Raw genomic sequence first — 17,719 nt, 5'->3', positions numbered from 1 at the left:
ACTGTGATAATAGTTACATTTAATTATACCCATTATTGCTTAAGAAGAAAAGGAAACCCCCATTTTAAGTAAACAAAATGGGGGTTTCTTCATACCTCTGTCACAATCTATACAGTTATTACAGCTGTTACGCTACGCACGGACTCAGCAGACTTATCCAAAGCCGCTTTTTCCTCAGCTGTAAGCTCCAGTTCAAAAATCTTCTCGATACCATTGGCACCAAGTAACGCCGGAACACCCATGAACAGGTTATCATAGCCATATTCTCCTTCGAGCAAGGCGATAACCGGAATGATCCGTTTTTTGTCCTTCAAGATAGCTTCCGCCATCTGAACTAAAGAAGCCGCTGGTGCATAATAAGCACTACCATTTCCTAAGAGGTTAACAATCTCTCCGCCACCCACACGTGTACGTTGCACAATCTCATCAATACGCTCCGCAGATATCAATGTATCAATTGGAATGCCACCGACACTGGAATACCTTACAAGGGGTACCATATCGTCGCCATGTCCGCCTAATACGAAACCACGTACATCTTCAACGGATACCTTCAGCTCTTGTGCAATAAACGTGTTATAGCGGGCTGTATCCAGCACTCCGGATTGTCCAATTACGCGACTCTTCGGAAAACCCAGCGCATTAAATGCTGCATAGGTCATAGCGTCAACTGGATTGCTCAGAATGATTACAATGGAATCTGGTGCTACACGTTTTATGTTCTCGCATACCGACTTCACAATACCTGCATTGGTGTTCACGAGATCATCGCGACTCATTCCAGGTTTACGGGCAATCCCTGCAGTGATGATTACAATATCTGAATCCGCAGCATCTTCATAGCTTGAGGTTCCTGTAATTTGACTGTCAAATTTCTGTACAGGACCTGCTTCCAGCATATCTAGTGCCTTCCCCTTGGTAGTGTTCTCCATTTGTGGGATATCAAGCAGCACAACGTCACCAAGCTCCTTTTGAGCAAGCATAAGAGCTGTAGTAGCACCAGTAAAACCGGCACCTACAACTGTAATTTTATAACGTTTGATTGCCAAGGATTCTCCTCCTAGAACGGTGTCGGTATAGCTTGTATTAGCTAAACTTCAATATATTCAGTTGGTTGAGCCAGTCTCTTAGAGGTGATTAATAATCTCGTCGGCAAATGCAGAGCATTTCAGTTCAGTTGCGCCTTCCATCAGGCGGGCAAAGTCATAAGTCACGGTCTTGTTATTAATAGCTGTTTCCATACCTTTATAAATCAGATCTGCTGCTTCCTGCCAGCCCAGATGCTCCAGCAACATTACACCGGACAGAATCACGGAACCAGGGTTCACAACATCTTTGTCCGCATATTTAGGTGCGGTGCCATGAGTGGCTTCAAAAATCGCATGTCCAGAAATATAGTTAATGTTCGCTCCAGGAGCGATACCGATACCGCCGATTTGCGCAGCAAGCGCGTCAGACAGGTAGTCCCCGTTCAGGTTCAAGGTAGCAATAACATCAAAATCAGTCGGACGAGTCAGAACTTGTTGCAATGCGATATCCGCAATGGCATCCTTGATGATGATTTTGCCTGCAGCTTCAGCATCCTTCTGAGCAGCATTGGCAGCAGCTTCACCTTCACGTTCTTTAATCACATCATATTGATTCCAAGTGAAGACCTTACCTCCGAACTCTTGCTCAGCAACTTCATAACCCCAGTTTTTGAAGGCACCTTCAGTGAACTTCATGATGTTTCCTTTGTGCACAAGCGTTACGCTCTTGCGTCCGTGTTTGATCGCATATTCAATCGCAGCGCGCACCAAACGTTTCGAACCTTCGGAGGATACTGGTTTGATACCAATACCAGAAGTTTCAGGGAAACGGATTTTGTTAACTCCCATCTCTTTTTGCAGGAATTCGATGACTTTCTTCACTTCAGCAGAACCTTCTTGATATTCAATCCCTGCATAAATATCCTCCGTATTCTCACGGAAAATAACCATATCCACCAGCTCAGGACGTTTAACAGGAGAAGGAACCCCTTCGAAATAACGAACTGGACGCAGACATACGTACAAATCCAACTCTTGACGCAAAGCTACGTTCAATGAACGAATACCGCCTCCGATTGGAGTCGTAAGCGGACCTTTAATAGCTACAAAATATTCACGGATTGCCTCCAATGTATCATTTGGCAGCCATTCGCCATATGTATTGAAGGCTTTTTCGCCAGCAAAAACTTCGTACCAAGCGATTTGCTTTGTGCCGCCATAAGCTTTAGTTACTGCTGCATCAAGTACGCGTTTGGAAGCCTTCCAAATATCACGGCCTGTGCCGTCACCCTCGATAAAAGGAATGATTGGATGATTAGGAACCTGCAGTTTACCATCTTTAATTGTGATTTGTTCGCCTTCTGTTGGCAGATCGAATTTTTCTAGTTTCAACATTTGAGTGTATTCCTCCTAAAGTTTTGTGGGATTTAATTTCTCATGGACAAGCCTCGAACAAAACTCTCTACGTATGAATATGCATTATTGCATATATTCTAGGGTTCATTCTACTAAACTTTAGGAGCAGCCTGCAAGGCTGCCCTTCTATCTTTCGTCTACTGGAACGTATTTCTGTTCAATCATACCTGTGTATTCTGCACGTGGCCGGATAATACGGTTATCTGTATATTGCTCCAGAATATGCGCAGTCCAGCCTGAAGTCCGGCTAATTGCAAAGATAGGAGTGAACAGCTCACGTTCAATACCCAGCTGTGTATAAACTGATGCCGAATAGAAATCAACATTTGGTTTAAGTCCCTTTTGTCCGGTAATCAATTCCTCGATATTTACGGACATATCATACAGCGTAGTATCATTCTTCATTGTGCCAAGTTCAAGTGACATTTTCATCAGATGTTTAGCACGTGGATCACCATTCTTGTATACTCTATGGCCGAAGCCCATGATCTTCTCACGGTTATCCAGCTTCTTATGAATATAAGGTTCAACCGCTTCCAAACTTCCGATCTCTTCAAGCATCTTCATAACGGCTTCATTCGCCCCACCGTGAAGTGGACCCTTGAGTGCACCGATAGCAGAGGTTACGCCTGAATAAATATCGGACAAGGTTGCAACCGTAACCCGGCCTGCAAAAGTTGAAGCATTCAGCTCATGGTCCGCATGAAGCACAAGTGCGGTATCAAGCGCTTTAACAGATACACTGTCAGGCTCTTTTCCCCATAGCATATACAGGAAGTTCTCGGCAATCGAGACGCCTTCTTTAGGAGCCACAGGTTCCAGACCTTTGCGAATACGCGATAGGGCTGCCACAACCGTCGGGAGCTGTGCCTGTAGTTTTACTGCTTTAATCTCGTTAGCTTCTCTACTCATATCGTCAGCCGCTTCATCATAGAGAGCAAGGCTTGATACAGCAGTCCGCAATGCTGCCATGGTGTTGGTGTCTTTTGGATAGAGCTTCATTTGCTCGATAACTGGCTCAGGAATCCGTGCGAAAGCACTGAAATCCCGTTTGAGCGCTTCCAGCTCTGGTGTTGTTGGTAGACTGCCAAACCACAATAAATAAGCGGTTTCTTCGAAGGTAGCATTTTCTGCGAGATCATCAATATCATAACCACGGTAAGTGAGTACCCCATCCACAATAGAGCTAATGGATGAAGTTGTTGCAACGATACCTTCCAAGCCTTTGGTAGCTGTCATAGCATATCTCTCCTTTGCCAACAAGGTATAAAAAGCATTCTCGGTTTCATGAAAACATTTCCAATTTAAAGCATTGAAAAATCTAATAAGTGCAGTTCAAGGACATATCCGGCGAGGATGTTGTCTGACTTTCGTAATCGAATCTTTATTCATCATACTGGATTTTGTCGGTTATGTGAACAATGTGGAAGCTTTGCAGCGCATCAAATGATTTTATCACAGAGATAGAAAAAAACTTCTAAACCCTTGATTCACAGTTGGGATTTTAGTTTATAGCATCCGGTTCAGCCCAATATTTATCCCGTTTCCTAGTCTTTAAATACGTTCTATGAATATATATGAAGACGAGCTTTTATTCCCCTGCATCAGCAGGAATGAAGGAGGTGTAGATCTTCGTATGGACCGATTAGCATTAAAAAGACTGCTGCGCGGCCTGTGGGTCGTTCTGGCTACCTCTATCCTCCTGCTGGCAATCTATTTATTGCTTCCGCTGTTATACCCCCTCCTGCTCGCTTGGTTGCTCGCTTATATCATGCATCCACTAGTGTTGATTCTTAAAGGTCTTAAGCTCCCAGCGTGGCTCGCAGTGTCGCTCTCGCTGCTATTTTACATAGGCGGAACCGCACTAGTACTGACCGCGATGATTACAAGGCTAGTGAAAGAATTGATCGTATTGCTGCAGACCTTTAATCTTCATACGGACCAATGGAGAGAGCTTCTGCTGTCTTTGAGCCAGAATGCAAGCATACAGAATATCATTAACCAGATAAATCAGTTCTACCGCGACAATCCTGACTATCACGCCACCATTGACAGCAATATCAGCAGAACAACGGAAACAGTTGGTTACGCAGTTACGCAAGTGGTGACCGGATTTTTTAATGTGATCTTAAAGCTGATCTCTGCTCTACCCAGTATGGGTACAATTCTTATCGTGGTCGTTCTCGCTGCCTTTTTTATTAGTACTAGCTGGGAAAGACATAATGCCAAACTCACAAGCTGGCTGCCAGCACCGTTCTTAAAGCCTGTATCGGATATCTGGCGGGATCTGCGAAAAGCTCTCTTCGGCTATCTCCGGGCTCAGCTAATCCTCATCTCGATTACAGCGGTCATTGTCGTGACCGGGTTGCTGCTCTTGGGTGTAAAATCTGCTTTCGCTATTGGCTTAATGATTGGTTTTGTGGATCTGCTGCCTTATTTAGGGGTTGGAATCGTAATGATTCCCTGGGCTTTATACTCTTACATGACAGACAATCTGGCACTGGGGATCGGACTTACTATCCTATATGCCGTTATCCTTATAACCCGCCAAGTGCTTGAGCCGAAAGTGCTCGCCAGCAGCATTGGGCTTGATCCCCTTGCTATGCTGGTCGGTATGTTTGCAGGTTTGCAGCTGTTCGGCATGCTTGGGCTGATCATCGGTCCCGTTATTCTAGTTATCCTTGTAGCCTTTAACCGAGCAGGTGTATTTCACGCGTTACACAGCTATATTGTCAGCGGAAGACTAAGATAATAAACAATACCCTACAATTCCTAGAATAGCAAAACAGAGCGGATCCCTATCAATGACCGGGATCCGCTCTGTTTTTGTTTTGATTATAACTAGCGGCGGTAAAAAGTGAAGGTGCCGTTTTTCATCTTTTTCTCAATCCACTTCAGCAAAAATATACGATACAAAGGCCGAGTCAACGGAAACACCAAGGAGAAACCTACAATATCCGTTACGAAACCAGGTAAGATCAGCAGTAAGCCCCCGAAAAAAATGCATAGGCCATCCAGCATCGTCCGGCCAGGAACGCGTCCCTCCTGCATATGTGTTCTGCTGTCTTGCAGCACCTTATTCCCTTCGAAACGCATCATCAATAAACCAATAACCGAGGTGGTCAACATAAGCAGCAGCGTTTTGAATGCTCCAAGCTGATCTGCTACAAAGATAAAGCCGAATAATTCCACGGCAGGAATGATAAATAATGCAGCCCACAACCATTTGCTTCTAATCATACAGAACCCCTTTCTTCCCGCAGCGCTCCTTTAATCGCGTGAAACAGCTCCGGAAGGGCTCTATCCAGCCTGGCAGGCTTCCATTCTCGATTCACCCAAACATGATTTGTCGAGCCGGTAACCAGCAGTTCCCCGGGGAGGTCCATCGACCGCAATTGTCCCAAAGTAGCCGCTGAACCCTCTAAATTCCTACCTTCTGCTTCCGAGAGCCTCCGCACCTGATACTCAAATGCGACTCTTAACGCCGAAAAGGTAGTCATTCGCGCATACACGGAGATAAGATCATCATATCGCGCCGGACTTTTAAATTGCAAATCGGCTGAGGTAACAGGAAGCAGCACTCCCTGATTCTCAAGCTCACGATAAGTAAAGCCAAGCTGACGTAACAACTCCGTACGGCCAGACTCAAACCAGTTCAAATAATTCGCATGATACACAACGCCCATCTGATCACTTTCCTGGTATCGAACACGCAGGGTCGATTCATACCACCGGCTTCGCAAGCCGTCTTGCTGTAATTCCATTTATAAATACTCCTTTCGGCATAGGCAGCAGGGAGAGCTTTATGCCCTGGCCCCGTCTGAAGATAGCTTTGTCGTTGATAGTTTGCTTCGGGAGCTTCTGGCGACATAAAATAGCAGCATCGCTCCTGCGATTGAACTCAACATACAAGACAGGTTCATCACTTCTACACCGCCTTGATTGAGCAAGAATCCATTTAATAAATTGCCAACAACACCGGCAAAACCCGAGAACACCATATTAAAAACACTTTGCCCAGTCGCCTGCATCTCGTTAGAGGTGATCTGAGATACATATTCAACGGCAGCAATATAAAAGAACCCGAATGACAGACCATGCAGTACCTGCACTCCAATCATTACGGATGGATAAGGGAATGCCACCTGAATGCCCCACCGCAAGACATAAATAAGTGCACCAAGGAGCAGCGTCCGCTCGCGACCCAGCTTTTTGATTACCTTGGAAGCAAACAGCATGGAGGGCACGTTCGTTACAGATGCGAGAAAAAGCGCAATTCCTGCATAACGAGTTGAACCTCCAACCGACTGAAACGCGATAACGAAGTAGGTTCCAAAAGCAGTCATCGTCTGGTTCACAAGAAAACTGCCACCCAAAAACGCTAGGAACACCCGATTCCCCAGCAGCTTTTTAACCCCCTGAGAAAACGATTGCCGCATCATATGATTCTCTTCTGCCTGCTTTGGCAGCGTCAATGCAATAAGAACCGCAATTAGATTAAACATAAGAAAGGGCAGCCATATCGTGGATACAGAGAAGGACGATACATACAATCCGCCTAAATAGGCTCCCACTGCCGCTCCAATGCTCATCATAAGCCTTATACTACCATAAGTAGCCCCAGCCCTCTTCGCCGCTGAAATCGCGTAAGAATCGGCTATAGGCGCCTGTGTTGAGGAAAAGATTGTTGAGAGGGTATACACCAGCAGTAACACTATAAAATATTCCGAACGGTAAAAGACCGCTAATAAAGCCGGTATCGCCACACTTAGGATTAGTACCAAACGTGTCTGATTATACCGATCCGAGACAATTCCCCATATTGGCTGAATCGTGATCGCAATTAGCGTGCCTGTTGCCATTAGTATACCTATTTGCCCGCTATCAAGTCCATTGTGTACAAGCAGCAGCGTTAGATATGAGCCAAATGAACCACCGGCCAATCCTAAAAACAGATAAAAGCCACGCAGCTTCGATAATTTTTCCATTTTAAGCTACAAATCCTCTCCAGCTTCTTAATCAAGCATTGCACTCTCTTATATTTTAGCAGAACACCCGTACTTCCTATGTAATCACCGCATTTAATATAGCAGTACTATAAAGGCGGTGGACAAGTTGAATGATAAACAAAATTCTATTCGGGTCAATCATCCATGTCTAAAAGACAAATCTAATGCGAACAAATTTCAAAGCTCCGGCTTCGGCTGGTCTTCAACAAACTGGAGCGGGTATACAATCACTGGAAAAAAGGGGACCTTTAACCGCATTGCCGGCGAATGGATCGTTCCCTCCGTAAAACCAACCTCTAAACCTTCCTATTCCTCTGCTTGGATTGGAATCGACGGTTTCAAGAACAGCAGCCTGATCCAAACGGGAACAGGCCATGAATTCGTAAATGGCCGTGCCCGGTATTACGCTTGGTGGGAAATCCTACCTGATGTTGAAACGGTAATTCCCCTTCCAGTGAGCCCTGGAGACCATATAAAAGCTAACATCACGAAGGTAGGCCGCAACAAATGGACGATTACGCTCCGCAATTTGAGCCGAAATTGGATTTTTCGAACATTGCAGCGATACAACGGACCACAAACCTCTGGTGAATGGATTATGGAGGCTCCCGAGGTAGACGGCTCGATCGCAAAGCTGGCGCGCGTCTCCCCTACTTGCTTCTATTGCTGTCGAATTAATGGCAAAAGTCCGAGGCTTACCCTAAATATGGGAGGAATCATGGTGCAAAATAACGCTACTATCGCCGTTCCTTCTTGTCCAAACCATCGTGGGGATTCTTTTACTGTCAAACGAACATACCCCAAATAAAAATTCTCGAACCTGTCATTCAAGATTTGTTACTAACAGCATAAATGGATTTAACATAATCTTCAATCGAATATGTTGATAAACACGAAAAAAGGGCTGCCTCGCTTGTAGATTTACACTACAGTTGAGACAACCCTTTAATTAAGCTCTATGGAACCTGTTAAACAGGTGAAGCCAGTCGAAAACTACTCGATTGTGCTTACTTTTACCAAGTTAGTGGAACCAGAACGTCCAAGTGGAATTCCTGCAGTAATCACAACTAGGTCACCAGTTTGAACCAGACCGGAATCCTTACCACCTTTGATTGCTGTTTCCAGCAGCTCATCTGTGGAAGATGCAACTTGTCCGAACACTGGCGTTACGCCCCAAACGAGGGACAATTGACGCATAGTTCTTTCTTGTGTTGTAACGGCAATGATTGGTGCTTTAGGACGGTATTTGGAAACAACGCGTGCAGTATGACCTGTTACTGTCGAAGAAATGATAGCCTTAGCGTTCAGATCCAAAGCAGAAATTGCAACGGATTGGCTGATTGCTTCTGTAACTGTAGTTTCTTGTGCAGTTTGTTGTTTCATGAAGATTTCATGGTGGTTCAGAGCGGATTCCGCTTTCTCAGCAATGCGGGACATTGTAAGTACGGATTCTACTGGATATTTACCAGCAGCAGTTTCTCCGGAAAGCATGATTGCATCTGTTCCATCTAAAATAGCGTTTGCTACGTCACTTGCTTCAGCGCGAGTAGGACGTGGGTTGCGTTGCATGGAATCCAACATTTGTGTAGCTGTGATAACTGGTTTACCAGCAACGTTACATTTTTGAATCATCAATTTTTGAGCCAAAGGTACATCTTCAGCTGGGATTTCAACACCAAGGTCACCACGAGCAACCATCAGGCCGTCAGAAGCTTCTAAAATTTCATCAAGGTTGTCAACACCTTGTTGGTTTTCGATTTTGGAAATGATTTGGATGTGAGAAGCGTTGTTTTTCTCAAGCAGCTCACGAATTTCCTGAACGTCGCTAGCTTTGCGAACGAAGGAAGCGGCGATAAAATCGATGTCCTGTTCGATACCAAAAAGAATATCGTTGGTGTCTTTTTCCGTAATACCCGGCAAGGAGATGTTTACTCCTGGTACGTTAACGCCCTTCTTGCTCTTAATCGTACCACCGTTTACAATACGGGTCTTGATTTCTGTACCTTGAATGTCGACAACTGTCAAACCAATCAGACCGTCATCAATAAGGATTGTGGATCCTACTTGAACATCGTTAGGAAGTTCGCTGTACGTGATGGAAATACGATCTTGATTACCAAGGATCTCTTCCGTAGTCAGTGTCAGGTACTCGTCCTGAACAAGTTCAATCGGTTCTACTTCCAGCTTGCCTGTGCGAATCTCCGGTCCTTTAGTATCGAGCAGGATAGCAACTGTTTTGTTCAGTTCCTTAGATGCTTGACGGATCGTATTGATCCGAGCACCGTGCTCTTCGAAATCGCCGTGGGAGAAATTCAGACGGGCCACATTCATACCAGCCAAAATCAATTTTTTGATATTCTCCAACGATTCACTCGCAGGTCCGATCGTACATACAATTTTACTTTTCCGCATTAGGTTTTCCTCCGTTTTTTCGTTCTCTCTGTCTCACTTTTTCCAACTACAAAATCTACTACAAGGCTAACTAATAAAATAGGAACTTTGTCACATGTGCCTTTAAGTACGCCCTTATGAATATTACTGCAAACCAGACACAAAATCAATGTTGTAGGCACTTTTGGGTGTAACTTTAAGTCGAATTTTCTGTAAACATAAAAAAAATTAAAATAATCCCGTTAGTGGATCGAGATTATTTTAATTCCAATAAATTGTATATTTTACACTATATCCAAAAGACCCACTAAGTATAGCTATATGTCTTAAAGTGCAAATGATTTTGCACTTTTACACTTCTGACTTCACTTCTTCTTCAATGAAAATTTGTTCCTGCTGAGCCTCTGCAAACTCACCAATTTTACGGAATTTACGGTATCGATCATCCTTCAATTCCACTGAGTTCATCTGGGTTAGCTCCTGCAGATGCCGCCATAATGCATCCTTAATCGCCGCTGCCGTTGCTTCGTAATCCCGATGAGCGCCGCCTTTAGGCTCTGGTACGATCTCTTCTATAACTTCCATCTCAAGCAGATCAGCAGCCGTTATCTTCATGGCTTCTGCCGCTTGATCAGCCTTCGAAGCATCCTTCCACAGAATAGAGGCCGCTCCGTTTGGAGATATCGCCGAATAAATGGCATGTTCCAGCATGAGCACTCTATTTCCAACCGCCAATGCCAGGGCGCCACCGCTTCCGCCTTCACCGATGACCACACAGATTACAGGGACACCAAACTGAGACATCTCGCGTAAATTACGGGCAATCGCTTCGGATTGACCTCTTTCCTCGGCTGTGTTGCCTGGGTATGCACCTTTCGTATCCACGAAGGTAATAATGGGACGTTTGAACTTGTCCGCTTGCTGCATCAGACGCAGCGCTTTACGGAAGCCCTCAGGGTGTGCACTGCCGAAGAATCGTAAAATATTCTCTTTGGTGTCTTTACCGCGCTGCTGGCCAATAACTGTAACCGGCAACCCATTTAGTTTACCGATGCCGCCTACAATAGCAAGATCATCCCCAAACATCCGATCACCGTGGAGCTCAATAAAATCTGTGAAGATCTGCCCCATAAGATCAAGGGAAGTCGGACGTCCTTGATGTCTAGCCAAATGCATTTTTTGCGAAGGAGAAATATTAGAATATATCTCTTCCTCCAGCACACGGTATCGTTCTTCCAGCCTAGCTACCTCGTCCGTAAAATCAATACCCTTCTCTTCGCCAAACTGTTTCAGTTCAGCAATCTTCTTGCGCATTTCTACCAGAGGCATTTCAAAAGGCAACTCTCCTGCCAACCTAAAATCCCCCTTTCACGTCATGCAGCTCCAAAATTTTAGTCAATGTAGCGCGCATTTCTTTGCGGTGCACGACCATATCAAGCAACCCATGCTGAAGATTAAATTCAGCGGTCTGGAAATCATCCGGAAGCTTCTGGCGAATGGTCTGCTCAATGACTATACGTCCTGCGAAACCAAATACCGCTCCAGGCTCTGCAATAATTATATCACCAAGGCTGGCAAAACTCGCAGATACTCCACCGGTAGTAGGATCCGTAATTATCGAGATGTAAAGACCTCCAACCTCGTTAAAACGAGCCAGCGCAGCGCTGGTCTTCGCCATTTGCATTAGACTAAGAATACTCTCCTGCATTCTCGCTCCACCTGAAGTAGAGAAAATAAGGAGTGGAAGCTGTTGCTCCGTGGCCTCTTCTATCGCACGGGTGATCTTCTCCCCTACTACAGAGCCCATACTGCCTGAGAAAAATTCAAAATTCATCACAGCTACGATGACTGGATGGCCACCAATGGAACCCTGACCCGTAATTACGGCTTCAGTTTGTCCAGATTTCAGCTGCTGTTGCTCCACTTTGGAAGCGTAACCCGGAAATTTCAGCGGGTCGATAGAATACATTTCACTGTCAAACTCAATAAAGCCCTCAGGGTCTAATGTCATCGCAATGCGCTCCACAGCATTTAGGCGCATGTGGTGACCACAAGTAGGACATACCTTTAGGTTCTTCTCTAATTCCTTACTATACTGGATCGTTCCGCATTTATTACATTTGCTCATTAATCCTTCAGGGATTTCACGTTTGGGGCGTTCGCCTTCCGCAGGCCCGCCGCTCCGCTCCAGACGTTCTGAAGGAATAGTCGCGTACTTCCGTTTCTTCTGAAATAAATCTTTGAACACACCCGCACCTCTTCAGCCGTTTATTTGCGTTATGCAGCTTGCCGCTGTCATGACTTTTGTCTTGTAAGAAACTCAGGGATGCAGAATAAGATTAAGGACTTCCTGTACTTCCTCCAGCTCACCTGAAGGAACCAATATCTCAAACTGCTGCTTGGACATATTGATTGGACGGCATTCTACCAAAAAACCTTCTTCTGTCAGCTTACTCTTAATCATATCCGCCACTCTGGCGGTCGGCGCGATATATATTACCGTCCACATGCCCTGCAAGGCCTCCCCAATCTTAATTCCCAGCCGTATCCCGTATAATGGAATTATGATAACACAGTTTTCTTTTTTCCCGCAACAGGAGTAGGGCATAGGAAGCAAGACTGAGGAACTTGTTCAAACGAAATAAAGGGGCTCAATTATTCCTTGTCCGTGCCTAAAGGATATACTTTTGCCCCTTCATGCCGATGAGCAATTCTGGCGGAAGCGGCGGCAGCAATGCCGGCAACAAGGTCATCCAAGAATACATGAATCCTACCTTTATCATCGTTCAGTTCACCAATGATTCCAAGCTTTATTTTGTCCAAATACCCAAAACCTGTCAGTCCGATCATCCCATATACCCCCGTAATACCAAGCGCCAGAGTCTCGTCCGCTCCGTAGAGGGATTCATCAGCCTCCATTACCGCCTGCAGCGGCTGTGGAAGCAGTTTTTTCTCGGCTAATTCATCAAGAGCAACACCTGTCATTAAAGTATACTGCACTTCTCTTTTGCCCAAAACAGACTTGACGCTGGACAGACATTCATCCTTGGTTAAACCAGGATAATAAACCGATTGTAAAATATATACGATTTCAGCAATGGAGGAAAGTGATACACCTCTGCGTTCCAACAGATCTACTGCCATTTGATAGGACATGCTGCGACTCCCCTTTCCGTACAGGGATGTGCCCTGTGGTTTCCTAATGTATGCGGAAAAGGGGAGAATTGTTCTTATTTTATTCTTACCGTACCTGCACCCAGCATAACCTCGATCGCCGCGAAAAGTTCCTCGGACGGCTTAATTCGATAATTATCGCTAAGAGCTAGGAGCTTCTGATCCTGTTCATAGAACAGAAGCGTCGCAGCTGGACCGGGATGATTCTGCAGCAGCTCTTTCAGGCGCGACAGCAACGCTGCATTCTCTGAGGCCGGCGTGATCTTGATAAAGACACGCTGGCCTGAGGTCGCCGCTGTTGTTGGCGCGGCCTGTGCAGGTGTTGCAGGCGGCGTTGTGCCGCCTGCTGGCCTGGCAGCCGGACCAGTGGCGGCACCGCTGGTCCGGGAAGCAGGAGCTGCGCCGCGTGGCGGCGCTCCTGCTGAGGCCGAGCGTCCCGCGCTGTACGAGCGGGACGCGGCGGCACTGCGGCGCTGCAATAGCCCGCGGAGAGCCTCCGCAGACAGCAGCGCCACTTCCTCGGCCAGCAGCTTGAAGCCTTCGTCTTCCTGCTGCACCTTGGCGCGCAAGGCCAGCAGCGCGCCCTTGGCAATCAAGCTGCGGCTTCGCTTCCACACCTCAGGGAAGAGCACGACCTCGCAGCGCTCGATCTGATCTTCCCATTCGACGAAGGCCATCGATTTTCCTTGCTTCGTCGTAATTTCCTTAACGGATACGACCATTCCGGCCGTAACCGTCTGGCTCTCATCCGCGGCTTCACCAAGATCCATCAGCCGCTGCATACCGGGCTCCTCAAGCAGCTCCGCGCTATCATCAAGCGGATGGCCCGAAAGATATAACCCCAGCAGCTCACGTTCCATCTCCAGCTGCTGGCCAATGGTGAACTTAGGGATATCCGGATAGCGGATTTCCCAGTTCGGTGTCTCCACCAAATCGTCGAACAGCTGGATTTGCAGCTCATCCCGCTCCTTGCGCCATTTCAGCGCAGCGTCAACCGTCTCGTCCAGCATAGCCAGCAGCTGGGCGCGGTGACCCGGCAGACAGTCAAAAGCTCCCGCCTGCAGCAAAGATTCCACTACCCGCTTATTGCAGACCCGCAGGTCCACACGTCGACAGAAATCTAGCAGACTGTCGAACGGCCGCTCCTTGCGGACTGCCATAATGTTCTCCACTGCCAGCGTGCCGACGTTCTTAATGGCTGCGAGTCCAAAGCGGATATGCCCCGTTCCGGTTCCTTCGCCTGGAACCGGAGTAAACAATACGCCGCTCTCGTTCACATCCGGCGGCAACACGCCGATGCCCGTGCGGCGGCAGTCCAGCACATACTCCGCTACCTTGCGGTGAGTGCCCATTACAGCGGTCAACATAGACGCCATAAACTGCACCGGATAATGTGCCTTGAGATAAGCTGTCTGGAAAGCCAACACTCCGTAAGCCGCGGCATGAGCACGCGGGAAGCCGTAATCGGCAAAGCGCACGATCATATCATAAACAGCATTCGCATCCGTTTCATTATACCCCTGCTGCAAGCTGCCTTGAACAAAATGGCTCCGTTCCTTATCCAGAGTCTCACGTTTTTTCTTAGAGACCGCTCGACGGAGCAGATCCGCTTCTCCTAACGAGAAGCCCGCCATCAGAGAAGCAATCTGCATGATCTGTTCCTGATACACAATGATCCCATAGGTGTCCGCTAAAATAGCCTTCAAATCAGAATGTGGATACTCTACTTCAATCTCACCGTGTTTGCCTGCTATATATTTCGGGATAAATTCCATCGGACCCGGACGATACAGCGCTAGAACCGATACAATATCTTCAAAGCCGTTAGGCTTCAGATCTTTAAGTACTCGTCTAACGCCCGCCGACTCCAGCTGGAAGACCCCTGTTGTCTCACCAGCCCCAAGCATTTCATACGTAGCTGGATCATGATCTGGGATGACACGGAAATCCGGAACACTTCCGCTCATTTCTTTAATCGAATTCATACAGCGTTCGATAATCGACAACGTGCGCAAACCCAGAAAATCCATTTTCAACAGCCCGACGCTCTCCAAATGCTCCATAGAGTATTGGGTTAACGCCGTACTTTCATTACCTTCCTGAAGTGGGACTGCATCGGTCAACGGACCCTTCGAGATAACAACCCCAGCAGCATGTGTCGAAGCATGGCGGGGCATGCCCTCCACCTTCATTGCCATATCCAGCAACCCTTTAATCTTTGGATTGCTATCATACAGTGCTTTAAGATCTGGTGTACTCTCCAGCGCCCTGGCAAGGCTGATCCCTAGTTGACCAGGTATAAGCTTGGCAGCTTTGTCTACCTCGTTATAAGGCAAGTTCAGCACCCTGCCTACATCACGAACGGCAGCCCGTGCAGCCATAGTTCCGAAAGTAATAATTTGCGCCACATGTTCTTTGCCGTATTTCTCCACTACATAACCAATAACCTCATCACGCCGTTCATCGCTAAAATCGATATCAATATCCGGCATGGTGATCCGTTCTGGATTTAGAAAACGTTCAAAGAGCAAGTTATATTTCAATGGGTCCACGTCAGTTATTCGCAAAGCGTATGCGGTGAGACTACCCGCGGAAGATCCCCGTCCGGGTCCCGTAGCAATTCCCTGACGATGACAATAAGCAATAAAATCCCACACAATTAGAAAATAATCGCTGAAGCCCATACTCTCGATAACGCCCAGCTCATAGGTGAGACGCTTCTCAGCCGTCTCTCTTTGCTCAGGTGTAGCCCATTGCGGTGTATCTATATATCGTTCCTCCATCCCCTTCCAGCACAGCTCACGCAAATAAGCAGCGGAATCCATGCCTTCAGGGAGCGGAGAATAGGCAGGCAGAATATGATTGCCGAAGGTAAGCTCCAAATTACATTTTTCTGCGATCAATAAGGTATTGGCGATAGCCTGCGGCACATGCGGAAACAATGCCGCCATTTGCTCGCTGCTTTTTAGAAACAGCTGATCTGTTCCGATCTTGAGACGTTCCTCATCATCCACCGTTTTGCCTGTTCCGATGCAGATCAGCACATCCTGAACCTCAGCATCTTCCTTCGCCAAATAATGGACATCATTCGTCACCACAAGTGGAATTTCACATTCCCCGGCAAGGGCGATCAGCTTGGGATTCACTCTCTTTTGCTCGGAGATCCCGTGGTCTTGGAGCTCCAGATAGAAATCTTCGCCAAAAATCGCCTTATATCGCAGCGCAGCCTTTCGCGCCTCCTCATCACGACCATGCAGCAGATGCTGCGGCACTTCTCCGCCCAGACAAGCACTAAGGCAGATAATCCCCTCTGAATGAGCTGCCAACACTTCCATATCGATCCGGGGTTTATAATGATGGCCTTCCAGATGGCCGATAGAGATCAGCTTCATCAGGTTCTTGTAGCCGGTTTCATTCTTGACGAGCAGAATCAAGTGGTAGATCGGTTGATCTTTTCGACTGCCCCGCTCACGGCGTGAACCCGCGGTTAAATAAGCTTCACAGCCAATAATCGGCTTGATTCCATTCTCTTTACACGCTTTATAAAAGGGGATGGCCCCGTACATCACTCCATGATCCGTAAGCGCCAGCGACTTCATGCCGTATTCGCCGGCCCGGCGCACGAGATCGGTAATGCGCGCCGCCCCGTCCAGTAAACTGTATTCGCTGTGCACATGCAAATGCACGAAAGGGCTCATAACCCCACTTCCTCTCTACTGCAAAAATCAAACATAAGATGAAACTATTTTATCATATTAAAGGGGGACCCGCCCATACAATGGATTAAGAGCATAAGGACAGGCAAAGCTTGTAAATGCCTCGTCCGGGAAGGGGCCTGTATGAGCATTTTTATGAGCAAAGCTATCCTCGACTTCTTTATCGCCTTCGGCATCGTGCTTGGCGGAGCTATGCTCGGCGGAATCGGCGCCGTTGTATCCCTGCAACCGCCGACGCAAACGATGCTGGATGTGGCAGATCGGATTAAAATATGGGCACTAGCAGCCGCTGTAGGAGGTACTATGGACCCCTTACGGGTCATTGAAAGCAACATGATTGGAGGCAACCTCTCCCCCGCCATCAAACAAATCATGTATCTTGCCTTCGCTTTTCTAGGAGCCCATATGGGCAGTGAGCTAGTAAAATGGGTGTGCGGCAGGGGGTAACGCCAGTGAGAGTTCCACCATTCAGTCGTTTTCGCAGATTCACCCAGATCTCCGCTATATTCATGCTAGGGATCGTCGTAGGAGCTGTCATATACAATGCTATTTACCATGTAGGATATAACGTATTATGGCTGCATAATCAAGATCTGCGTGTACAGATCGAGCAATATCAAAAAGATATTCAGACACTCAAAAAATACAATAATACCTCAACCGTAATCAGAGAAATCAAAATTCGATCGGAGGAAAGCAAATCCAAAGAAGATACCCCACTTGACCCCGTAACTGTAAAATTAATCATAAGCCAAATGGGCTCAGATCTGGAACCGATGCGCGGCCGCAGCATGTTCGATATTGATACAGACAGTAAACTGGTTAGACTGCTGTTGGATGGCAAGCTATACATTGTGCGTGACAAGGAATACTCTGTCAAAATCCGAACCATGCTCGTCATGGAAGGCGTCCTGCAAATCTGGGTAGAAATCAGTCCTTTTAAGCGCAGCTGACAGCCATCGTGTGATACAATAATGGACAGACG

16 protein-coding genes are annotated in these 17,719 nt (G+C 46.9%); 4 read left to right on the top strand and 12 right to left on the bottom strand.

What is annotated here, in order from left to right:
* Window positions 1–107 precede the first annotated feature (107 nt).
* From mdh to citZ, 3 genes are all read right to left on the bottom strand, one after another.
* On the bottom strand, window positions 108–1,049 hold the full coding sequence (gene mdh, locus PODO_RS09160; protein WP_038569673.1) for a malate dehydrogenase: 942 nt from the start codon (window positions 1,047–1,049) through the stop codon (window positions 108–110).
* A 78-nt stretch (window positions 1,050–1,127) separates the two neighbouring features.
* Window positions 1,128–2,423 carry an NADP-dependent isocitrate dehydrogenase gene (icd, locus tag PODO_RS09155; protein ID WP_038569672.1) on the bottom strand — a complete coding sequence of 432 codons (1,296 nt, stop codon included), beginning with the start codon at window positions 2,421–2,423 and terminating at the stop codon, window positions 1,128–1,130.
* 147 nt (window positions 2,424–2,570) lie between these two features.
* The gene (gene citZ / locus PODO_RS09150) at window positions 2,571–3,683 is read right to left on the bottom strand and encodes a citrate synthase (protein ID WP_038569670.1); all 1,113 of its coding nucleotides are present in this window, start codon (window positions 3,681–3,683) and stop codon (window positions 2,571–2,573) included.
* 397 nt (window positions 3,684–4,080) lie between these two features.
* Here citZ and ytvI point away from each other — a divergent pair, with 397 nt between their 5' ends.
* A complete protein-coding gene (gene ytvI / locus PODO_RS09145; RefSeq protein ID WP_038569669.1) occupies window positions 4,081–5,196 on the top strand; it encodes a sporulation integral membrane protein YtvI in 1,116 nt (371 codons plus the stop codon).
* A gap of 89 nt (window positions 5,197–5,285) precedes the next feature.
* Here ytvI and PODO_RS09140 read toward each other — a convergent pair whose 3' ends face one another.
* The 3 genes from PODO_RS09140 to PODO_RS09130 are packed head-to-tail and all read right to left on the bottom strand — an operon-like array spanning window position 5,286 to window position 7,432.
* On the bottom strand, window positions 5,286–5,684 hold the full coding sequence (locus tag PODO_RS09140) for an FxsA family protein (RefSeq protein WP_036678910.1): 399 nt from the start codon (window positions 5,682–5,684) through the stop codon (window positions 5,286–5,288).
* Window positions 5,681–6,208 (bottom strand): acyl-CoA thioesterase, encoded by a 528-nt coding sequence (locus PODO_RS09135; RefSeq protein WP_038569667.1) that lies wholly within the window; start codon window positions 6,206–6,208, stop codon window positions 5,681–5,683. The genes PODO_RS09140 and PODO_RS09135 overlap by 4 nt, the downstream gene beginning before the upstream one ends.
* A 39-nt stretch (window positions 6,209–6,247) precedes the next feature.
* Complete coding sequence (locus PODO_RS09130; protein WP_036678905.1) at window positions 6,248–7,432, bottom strand: MFS transporter; 1,185 nt, start codon at window positions 7,430–7,432, stop codon at window positions 6,248–6,250.
* Window positions 7,433–7,559: 127 nt separating this feature from the next.
* On the opposite strand from PODO_RS09130, the gene PODO_RS09125 reads away from it, so the two are divergent.
* On the top strand, window positions 7,560–8,261 hold the full coding sequence (locus PODO_RS09125; RefSeq protein ID WP_244886450.1) for a G1 family glutamic endopeptidase: 702 nt from the start codon (window positions 7,560–7,562) through the stop codon (window positions 8,259–8,261).
* 185 nt (window positions 8,262–8,446) lie between these two features.
* Here the strand turns inward: PODO_RS09125 and pyk are convergent, their stop codons facing one another.
* From pyk to PODO_RS09095, 6 genes are all read right to left on the bottom strand, one after another.
* The gene (gene pyk, locus PODO_RS09120) at window positions 8,447–9,865 is read right to left on the bottom strand and encodes a pyruvate kinase (protein WP_038569666.1); all 1,419 of its coding nucleotides are present in this window, start codon (window positions 9,863–9,865) and stop codon (window positions 8,447–8,449) included.
* Between the two features lie 330 nt (window positions 9,866–10,195).
* Window positions 10,196–11,197, bottom strand: coding sequence for an acetyl-CoA carboxylase carboxyltransferase subunit alpha (locus tag PODO_RS09115; protein ID WP_036678900.1), 1,002 nt, complete (start codon window positions 11,195–11,197; stop codon window positions 10,196–10,198).
* 1 nt (window position 11,198) lies between these two features.
* Window positions 11,199–12,092, bottom strand: a complete 894-nt coding sequence (gene accD, locus PODO_RS09110) for an acetyl-CoA carboxylase, carboxyltransferase subunit beta (protein ID WP_036678897.1) — start codon at window positions 12,090–12,092, stop codon at window positions 11,199–11,201.
* Between the two features lie 72 nt (window positions 12,093–12,164).
* Window positions 12,165–12,353: a hypothetical protein gene (locus PODO_RS09105; protein ID WP_036678895.1), complete on the bottom strand. Its 189-nt coding sequence runs from the start codon at window positions 12,351–12,353 to the stop codon at window positions 12,165–12,167.
* Between the two features lie 146 nt (window positions 12,354–12,499).
* A complete protein-coding gene (locus PODO_RS09100) occupies window positions 12,500–13,000 on the bottom strand; it encodes a phosphatidylglycerophosphatase A family protein (protein ID WP_036678892.1) in 501 nt (166 codons plus the stop codon).
* A 74-nt stretch (window positions 13,001–13,074) separates the two neighbouring features.
* Window positions 13,075–16,716: a DNA polymerase III subunit alpha gene (locus PODO_RS09095; protein ID WP_038569664.1), complete on the bottom strand. Its 3,642-nt coding sequence runs from the start codon at window positions 16,714–16,716 to the stop codon at window positions 13,075–13,077.
* 141 nt (window positions 16,717–16,857) lie between these two features.
* On the opposite strand from PODO_RS09095, the gene PODO_RS09090 reads away from it, so the two are divergent.
* Both PODO_RS09090 and PODO_RS09085 read left to right on the top strand, forming a co-directional pair.
* The gene (locus tag PODO_RS09090; protein ID WP_036678886.1) at window positions 16,858–17,181 is read left to right on the top strand and encodes a YtrH family sporulation protein; all 324 of its coding nucleotides are present in this window, start codon (window positions 16,858–16,860) and stop codon (window positions 17,179–17,181) included.
* Window positions 17,182–17,186: 5 nt separating this feature from the next.
* On the top strand, window positions 17,187–17,687 hold the full coding sequence (locus PODO_RS09085; protein WP_038569663.1) for a sporulation membrane protein YtrI: 501 nt from the start codon (window positions 17,187–17,189) through the stop codon (window positions 17,685–17,687).
* Window positions 17,688–17,719: the final 32 nt, after the last annotated feature.

Source organism: Paenibacillus odorifer, assembly GCF_000758725.1.
In the GTDB taxonomy this organism is placed as follows: domain Bacteria; phylum Bacillota; class Bacilli; order Paenibacillales; family Paenibacillaceae; genus Paenibacillus_AQ; species Paenibacillus_AQ odorifer.
This window is presented reverse-complemented; position numbering and strand designations above follow the sequence as displayed.